The 7242-nt window shown below is 55.1% G+C and carries 5 protein-coding genes; all 5 read right to left on the bottom strand.

The genetic code is table 11. The annotated features are described in order from the left end of the window. Nucleotides 1-387: 387 nt before the first annotated feature. A complete protein-coding gene (locus FX155_RS08890) occupies nt 388-1557 on the bottom strand; it encodes a type III PLP-dependent enzyme (protein WP_022487934.1) in 1170 nt (389 codons plus the stop codon). A gap of 344 nt (nt 1558-1901) precedes the next feature. Next, nucleotides 1902-3182 carry a serine--tRNA ligase gene (gene serS, locus FX155_RS08885; RefSeq protein ID WP_154488462.1) on the bottom strand — a complete coding sequence of 427 codons (1281 nt, stop codon included), beginning with the start codon at nt 3180-3182 and terminating at the stop codon, nt 1902-1904. Between the two features lie 78 nt (nt 3183-3260). Next, entirely contained in the window at nt 3261-4034 is a 774-nt protein-coding gene (locus FX155_RS08880; RefSeq protein WP_154488461.1) for an NAD-dependent protein deacylase, read from the bottom strand. Nucleotides 4035-4048: 14 nt separating this feature from the next. Then, on the bottom strand, nt 4049-5314 hold the full coding sequence (locus tag FX155_RS08875) for a hypothetical protein (RefSeq protein ID WP_154488460.1): 1266 nt from the start codon (nt 5312-5314) through the stop codon (nt 4049-4051). A gap of 358 nt (nt 5315-5672) precedes the next feature. Beyond that, complete coding sequence (locus tag FX155_RS08870; protein WP_154488459.1) at nt 5673-7100, bottom strand: FAD-binding oxidoreductase; 1428 nt, start codon at nt 7098-7100, stop codon at nt 5673-5675. Nucleotides 7101-7242 lie beyond the last annotated feature (142 nt).

Here is a 7242-nt window from a genome sequence, read left to right as displayed (position 1 = left end):
TCCAAAACAAGCTTGCATACCTGGATTTTGAAATCCCTGGTGTACATTTTTAGACTCTTCATAAAAGACGCTCCTTTCTCCAAGAAAGTCTCGCTTCATACTGTCTAAATATATGATACACCTTTCCCTGGCCGCGGGTCACCAGTCACGGGCCAAATGAAAAATTTCCAGGCAAATTTTTGAACGGGTAAACCGGTACCGTAGGGGCTGCACGCCGGGCAGCCCGCCAAATCATCGATTATCTGTGCATTTTGCGGGGCGCCGGGCCTGCGCCCCCTACGGTTATACACAATAAGAAGGACAGGTTCTATCCAAAGGCCCGAGACTCGAGACCCATAGCTCGAGACCCCAAAAAGGGGCTGTTGCTCACGCAACAGCCCCTTTTTCTTACACCGCCACACTCATGGCGTCCATGCCCAGTTCTTCCCGCACTTCCTCCCAGATCACCGTCCGGGCCTTTTTAAACCCGTTGAAGGTGGTGGCGGAAGCGGAGGTGTAGGCCCCGCAGACAGGGACCAGCAGCAGGTCTCCCACTTCCAGAGGCTCGGTCATCTTCCCCCGGAACATAATGTCCAGGGAATCGCAGCTGGGCCCGGCGAAAGTGGCCGGGATCTTTTTCCCTTCCTTGAAGCTGATCAGCTTGAAATCCCACTGGTCGAAGATCACCCCGGAGAAAGTCCCGTAGATCCCGTCATCCAGGAAATACCAGTGCTGGCCGTTCCGTTCGTTTTCCCCGATTACCCGGGTGATCAGGTTCACGGCGGTGCCGCACATGTACCGGCCCGGTTCTGCCCAGATCTCCAGGTCGGAGAAGTCTTCCTGGAGCCGGGCAGACACCTGGTCCAGGAGAGCCGTCAGATTGTAATGGACTCCGGTTTCCGGAATGGGGAAGCCCCCGCCGATGTCCAGTACCCGCATGGTCAGTCCCTTGGCCCGGGCTTCGGCCATCAGTTCCTTGGTAATGTCCATGGCGTGGAAATAGGGATCCGCCGCCACCGTCTGGCTGCCTACATGGAAGGCAATGCCGGCCACATCCAGTCCGGCTTCTTTGGCCTTCAGCATCAGGTCCAGGGCTTTTTCCCGGGGGCAGCCAAACTTCTTGTTCAGGTCCACATGGGCCTTGGCATTGTCGATCCGCAGCCGCAGCAGCACCGTGGCGCCCGGGCAGTGTTCCGCGATCTTTTTGATCTCGCTTTCGCTGTCATAGGTCATCCGGTACACCCCGGCATCCCGGCAGGCCTGGAACCCGGCATCCAGCTTGATGGGGTTGGCGTAGATCATCCGGTCCCCGGAAACGCCCAGCTGGCTCAGGGTACGGATTTCTCCGTCGCTGGCCACGTCGAAGCAGGCTCCCTTGTTGATCAGCAGATCCAGGATATGGAGGTCCGGATTGGCTTTCATGGCATAATGTATTTTCAATTGCGGGATATGCTCCCGCAGGATATCATAGTTTTTCTCAACCTGTTCCAGAGACAGTACCAGAAGAGGAGTTCCATACCTTTCAGCCAGGCTGGTGACAGCATCTTGGGTCAATTGGAAAAAGCTTTGTTCGTTCATTATCCATCCCCCTTTGGGCCTGCAGCTGCGTTCCGGCTTTTGCCGGGACAGACGCGGCCTTCCTTAAATTCGTAGTTCATTATACTACGATGAACTGAAAGTGCAAGAGGAAAATAAAGGAAAATCGAGGAGATGGAAGGAGTTTTAAGGAGTTTAAAGAAAAATATTCACCAATCACTTTTGTTCAGCATAACAATGAATAATTCTGTTTTGCTCAATTTTGGACGAATCAGGGAGTATGAGCCCGTATGAGCCCGTCCGGTCCATTGTGAAACAAAAGAAACACCCGCCGGAAAAGGCGGGTGTTGGATAAATATTCAATTGTAGTGAATATCTGCACACTATCAGGAATTGACTCCCGTAATCACATCGCAGCCCATGTAGGGACGGAGCACTTCCGGCACCACCACGGACCCATCGGCCTGCTGGTAGTTTTCCAGGATGGCGGCCACCGTACGGCCTACAGCCAGTCCGGAGCCGTTGAGGGTATGGACGTATTCCGGTTTGGACTTGGCATCCCGGCGGAACCGGATATTGGCCCGGCGGGCCTGGAAGTCTTCCGTGTTGGAGCAGGAAGAGATTTCCCGGTATTTGTTCTGTTCCGGGAACCAGACTTCCACATCGTAGCATTTGGCAGCGGAGAAGCCCAGATCCCCGGTGCACAGGCACACCACATGGTAGGGCAGCTTCAAGGCCTTCAGGATGTCTTCCGCATTGCCCACCAGTTTTTCCAGTTCGTCATAGCTGGTTTCCGGTTTGCAGAACTTCACCATTTCCACCTTGTGGAACTGGTGCTGCCGGATCAGCCCCCGGGTATCCCGGCCGGCGCTGCCGGCTTCAGCCCGGAAGCAAGGGGTCATGGCGGTAAGATAGATGGGCAGGTCGTCCCCGTTCAGGATTTCACCCCGGTAGTAGTTGGTCAGAGGCACTTCAGCCGTGGGGATCAGGTACATGTCCTGGCCTTCCACTTTGTACATGTCTTCGTGGAATTTGGGCAGTTGCCCGGTACCGGTCATGGAAGCGGTGTTCACAATATAAGGCGGGATCACTTCCGTATAGCCGTCCTTCCGGGTGTGCTGGTCCAGCATGAAGTTGTAGACGGCACGTTCCAGACGGGCACCAGCCCCTTTGTAGTAGTAGAACCGGGCACCGGACACTTTGGCAGCCCGTTCTGCATCCAGGATCCCCAGTTTTTCCCCGATTTCCCAATGGGCTTTTGGTTCGAAGTCAAAATGGGTGGGTTCCCCCCATTTCCGCACTTCCGGATTTTCCGTATCATCCTTGCCCACCGGCACATCTGCCGCCGGCATGTTGGGGATGGTGAGCATCACAGCCTGGAGCCGTGCTTCCACATCCTTCACCTTTTTGTCCGCTTCCGCGATTTTGTCCCCCAGGGCCCGCATGGCGGTGATTTTTTCCGTTGCGTCTTCCCCGTTCCGCTTCATCTGGCTGATTTCAGCGCTTACCGTATTCCGCTGGCTTTTGTCTCCTTCCACTTCCTGGAGCAGGGACCGGCGTTCCTGGTCCAAAGCCTTGAATTCTTCCAGATCCACTTTCGCATGACGGTTTTTCAGAGCCTGGGCAACCTTTTCCGTGTTGTCCCGGACAAATTTCAGATCCAACATAACTATAACCCCCAAAAATTCTATGCAATACTTCTGTCATTATAGCACAAAAGCCCCGGAAAAAGCATCCTTTCCTGCCTACAGGGCAATTCCTTCTTTGGCCGCCAGGGCCCCGAACACCTTGTCCATGTTTTCCGTAATCACCAGGGTGTCCGCCTTCATATGGACGGACAGAGGATCCCGGTTCAGGATCACCAGCCGTTTCCCATGGAAATAGTTGATGAAGGAGGCGGCCGGGTACACGGTCAGGGAGGTGCCGGCAATGATCATCATGTCTGCTTCCGAAATGGCCCGTACAGCATTTTCCACCGCTTCATCCGGGAGCATCTCTTCATACAGGGTAATGTCCGGACGGATCACGCCCCTGCAGGAGCAGTGAGGCACCGGTTCTTTGGATTCGAAGATGTAGTCCGCAGGATAGGTCTTCCCGCAGCTCATGCAGTAGTTCCGCAGGGCACTGCCGTGGATTTCGAACACCTTCCGGCTGCCGGCCTTCTGGTGGAGCCCGTCGATGTTCTGGGTCACGATGCCCAGCAGCTTCCCGGTCTTTTCCAGGGCCGCCAGATATTTGTGGGCCTTGTTGGGCTGGATCTTCCGGGTATCCATTTTCTGCCGGTGGAATTCGAAATAGACTTTTGGTTCATTCACCAGGCAGCTGTGGCTGAGAAGGTATTCCGGCCGGTACTGGTCGAACCGCACATCGTGCTGGTTGTACAGTCCATCCTTGCTGCGGAAATCCGGGATGCCGCTGGCGGTGGAAACCCCGGCCCCTCCAAAGAACACGATTTTCTGAGATTCCCGGATCCATTGATCCAGGGTGTCCACATCCTGCTCAAATTCTTTCTGTTCCATGGCTGTCAGCTCCTTTATTCTCCTCCATATTTGGGTTTCGGTGCCGGTGCCGGGACCTTTTTACCCGCCCGGACAGGGGGCTCCGGATCCTTCCACTGGAGGCTGTTTACCGAATGGTCGATGACCTTCTGCTGGTCCCGGGCTCCCAGCTGGAAATAATCCAGGGAAAGAAGGGTGCCCTTCCGGAGGAACACGTATCCCAGGCTTTTGCCTCCCGGGGTCACTTCTTCCTCCACAATACAGGTCCGCCCTGCCGCTTTGGAGAAATAGGTCCGGTTTTCCTTCAGGGACAGGCCCGGGTGGCTCTTCTCCCACTTGGCCCGGCGGTTCTCCGTCATAAGCCGGCAGAGATTTTCCCGGTCCTGGTCACACAGATCTTCCAGGCTGTCCGGCAGGAAAGCATAGTCCATGTTTTCCTGGAGAGACTGGAAGATCACCCCGGTGACCAGCTGGTTGTCCAGATGGAGCCGGGACAGCTGGTGGGGATCCCCGGGATCCGCTGCCTTCTGGATGTCCACGCTCCCAAAGGGGATTTCGTAGGAAACCCCGCTGTGGGGCAGGGTGATCCGTTCATAGGCCCCGCCGATTTCCAGCGAATCCAGCACCTGCCGGACGGCCGGTTCCAGGGTCCCGGCCTCTTTTTCAGGAATCAGGAAGCTGAGGCTGTACAGATTCTTCCGGTCCCCGAAAAAGTACCGGTCCGACACCTTCCCGTTTTCCAGCTGCCGGATGTGGAGCCCCTCCCGGCCGGCAAATTCGCCCATTTCCGCAGCCTGGACCGGGATGTCCTTGGCTTTGGCCTCTTCTTCATAGGTCCGCAGGGTCAGTTCCAGCATGATCTTTTCCGACTGGAAAGGTTTGGCTTCCTTCTCACCGTCGGTTTTCATCATGGCCCCGTTGGCCATGTACACCAGCATCGTATCTCCCCGGGAAGCCCGCATCAGGATGTCTTCCTGGTGTTTGCCCCGGCCGTAAAGGCCCTGGAGGGCAAAGCCCTCCGGCAGGGAAAACTGTACATCGTTCCGGGGATCCTTGAATTTCTCCCGGGCCTTTTCCCGGGTGCCGTATCTGGCCAGCAGTTCCGCCTTCAGATCCTTCTGCCGGGAAATACCGGACTCCGCCAGAGGCTGGCTGATTTCCAGATGGCCTCCGGCCCCCTCCGCGGGTTCCTGGGCAGCCGCTCCTTGTTCAGTTGTGTTTCCGCCGGCGGCCCAGGCGGCCGGCAGCAGGCTTCCCCACAGCACCAGCGCCAGGAGCAGCCCCTTCATGGATGGTTTCATATGGACTCCTGTAGGCCCAAGGCCCCTTCTGTTGGATGGATCGTTACAGTTCTTATTATAATCCATACGGGGAAAGGAAAAAAGGGGCTGTTGCATGCGCAACAGCCCCTTAGTCGGAAGTCAGGCGTCTGAAGTCGGAAGCCTCAGGACAGGATCCGTCTGGCTAGACGGATCCTTTTGATTACGTACAACCAGAATCGAAATCAATCTGAGCAATCATTTCGTCTAAAGGTTCTACACATTCAAAAATTTGCATGCAAATTTAACATTCGGCTCCAGACTTCAGACTCCAGACTTGAGCCGCTATGCGGCTCTACAGCTAGGGGGTGTTACACGCAACGTGCAACACCCCCTTTTTTTACGCCACAAAATCTCCGTTCACATCCACCAGTTTCCCGGGATTCATGATATTGTTGGGATCCAGGGCTTGTTTGATGGCTTTGATCAGTTTTACTTCCCCTTCAGGGGTGCAGCGGGCAAATTCTTCCAGCTTCTTGTAGCCGATGCCGTGTTCCCCGCTCATTTTTCCGCCCAGGGCATAGACCCGGGGGAACAGGTCTGCATGGAAGGCTTTGATGGTCTTGAACCAGTCTTCCGGAGACAGGCCGTATTTGTTCAGAGGCAGTACATGGATGTTCCCGTCCCCGATATGGGCCACGGTCACGGTGTACAGATTGTATTTCTTTTCCAGTTCAGGGATCTGGGCGGTCATTTCCGCGATTTTGTCCAGAGGTACCACGAAGTCTTCGGTCTGGAACATTTTGTCAATGTCCCGGGCAGCTTCAGCAAACTGTTTCCGCAGGGTCCAGATCCGCTGATCCGCTTCGAATTCATCGATGGAGCCATTGGCTTCCGCCAGGTCGCAGAGTTTTTCCATTTTCCGGTCAGATTCATCCTGGTCGAAGCTTTCCACCGTAACGATCACGTAGCAGCACCCTTCCTTCACATGGGGCATTTCCATGTTGTCCAGGTATTTGCAGGTCATGTCGATGGCGGAGTTGCCCATATATTCAATGGAAGTGGGATCGATGCCGGCCTTCAGGATCTTGTTGGGCAGGGCAAAGGCTTCCTTGTCCGTATTGAACACGCAGACCATGTTGAAGGAATAGGGAGGCAGAGGACGGAGCTTTACGGTGACTTCCGTGATGATCCCCAGGGTCCCTTCACTGCCGGCAAAAAGCTGTTCCAGACACAGGCCGGTGGAGCATTTCTTCAGCCGGGCGCCCACATCCACAATATCCCCGGTGGGAGTGACCACTTTCAGGGCATAGATCTGATCCCGGGTGGTGCCGTACCGGACGGCCCGGTTGCCCCCGGCATTGTTGGCCACGTTGCCGCCGATCTGGCAGGATTCCGCACTGGACGGATCCCCGGCGTACATGACACCGGCCTTCTTGGCTTCTGCCTGGAGCTGACCGGTGAATACCCCGGTCTGACAAACGGCATAGAAATTGTCCGCATCCAGTTTCAGGATCTTGTTCATCCGCTGGAGTTCCACCACCATGCCATGATAGATGGGGATGGCGCCGCAGGCCACACCGGTGCCGGCGGACCGGGGGGTGATGGGTACCAGATACTTGTTGGCCAGTTTCACCACTTCTGCCACTTCTTCGGTGGTGCCGGGGAATACCACCACTTCCGGCTTCTTGAAGAAATGGGGGTTCCCTTCTTCATCGGTCTGGTACTGTTCCAGATACTCTTCATCGGTCTTTACATACCGGTCCCCTACCACTTTTTTCAGTTCTTCCACTAGTTCCGGCGTAACCGGGTTATACTTGTGTTCCATTTTTATACCCTCTTCCCTGTATATTGTAATCCATACGTTTTTTCGTCTTTCTCTCACTGACGATGATGTTCCCTAGTATACCATATTCTGTATACAAGTAAAGGGCTTTTTTCTTTTCTTTATGTTATATATACATATTTTT

The organism is Acidaminococcus fermentans (assembly GCF_009696675.1).
GTDB lineage: Bacteria > Bacillota > Negativicutes > Acidaminococcales > Acidaminococcaceae > Acidaminococcus.
The sequence above is the reverse complement of the archived record's forward strand: the minus strand, read 5'-3'. Positions and strand labels throughout refer to the sequence as shown.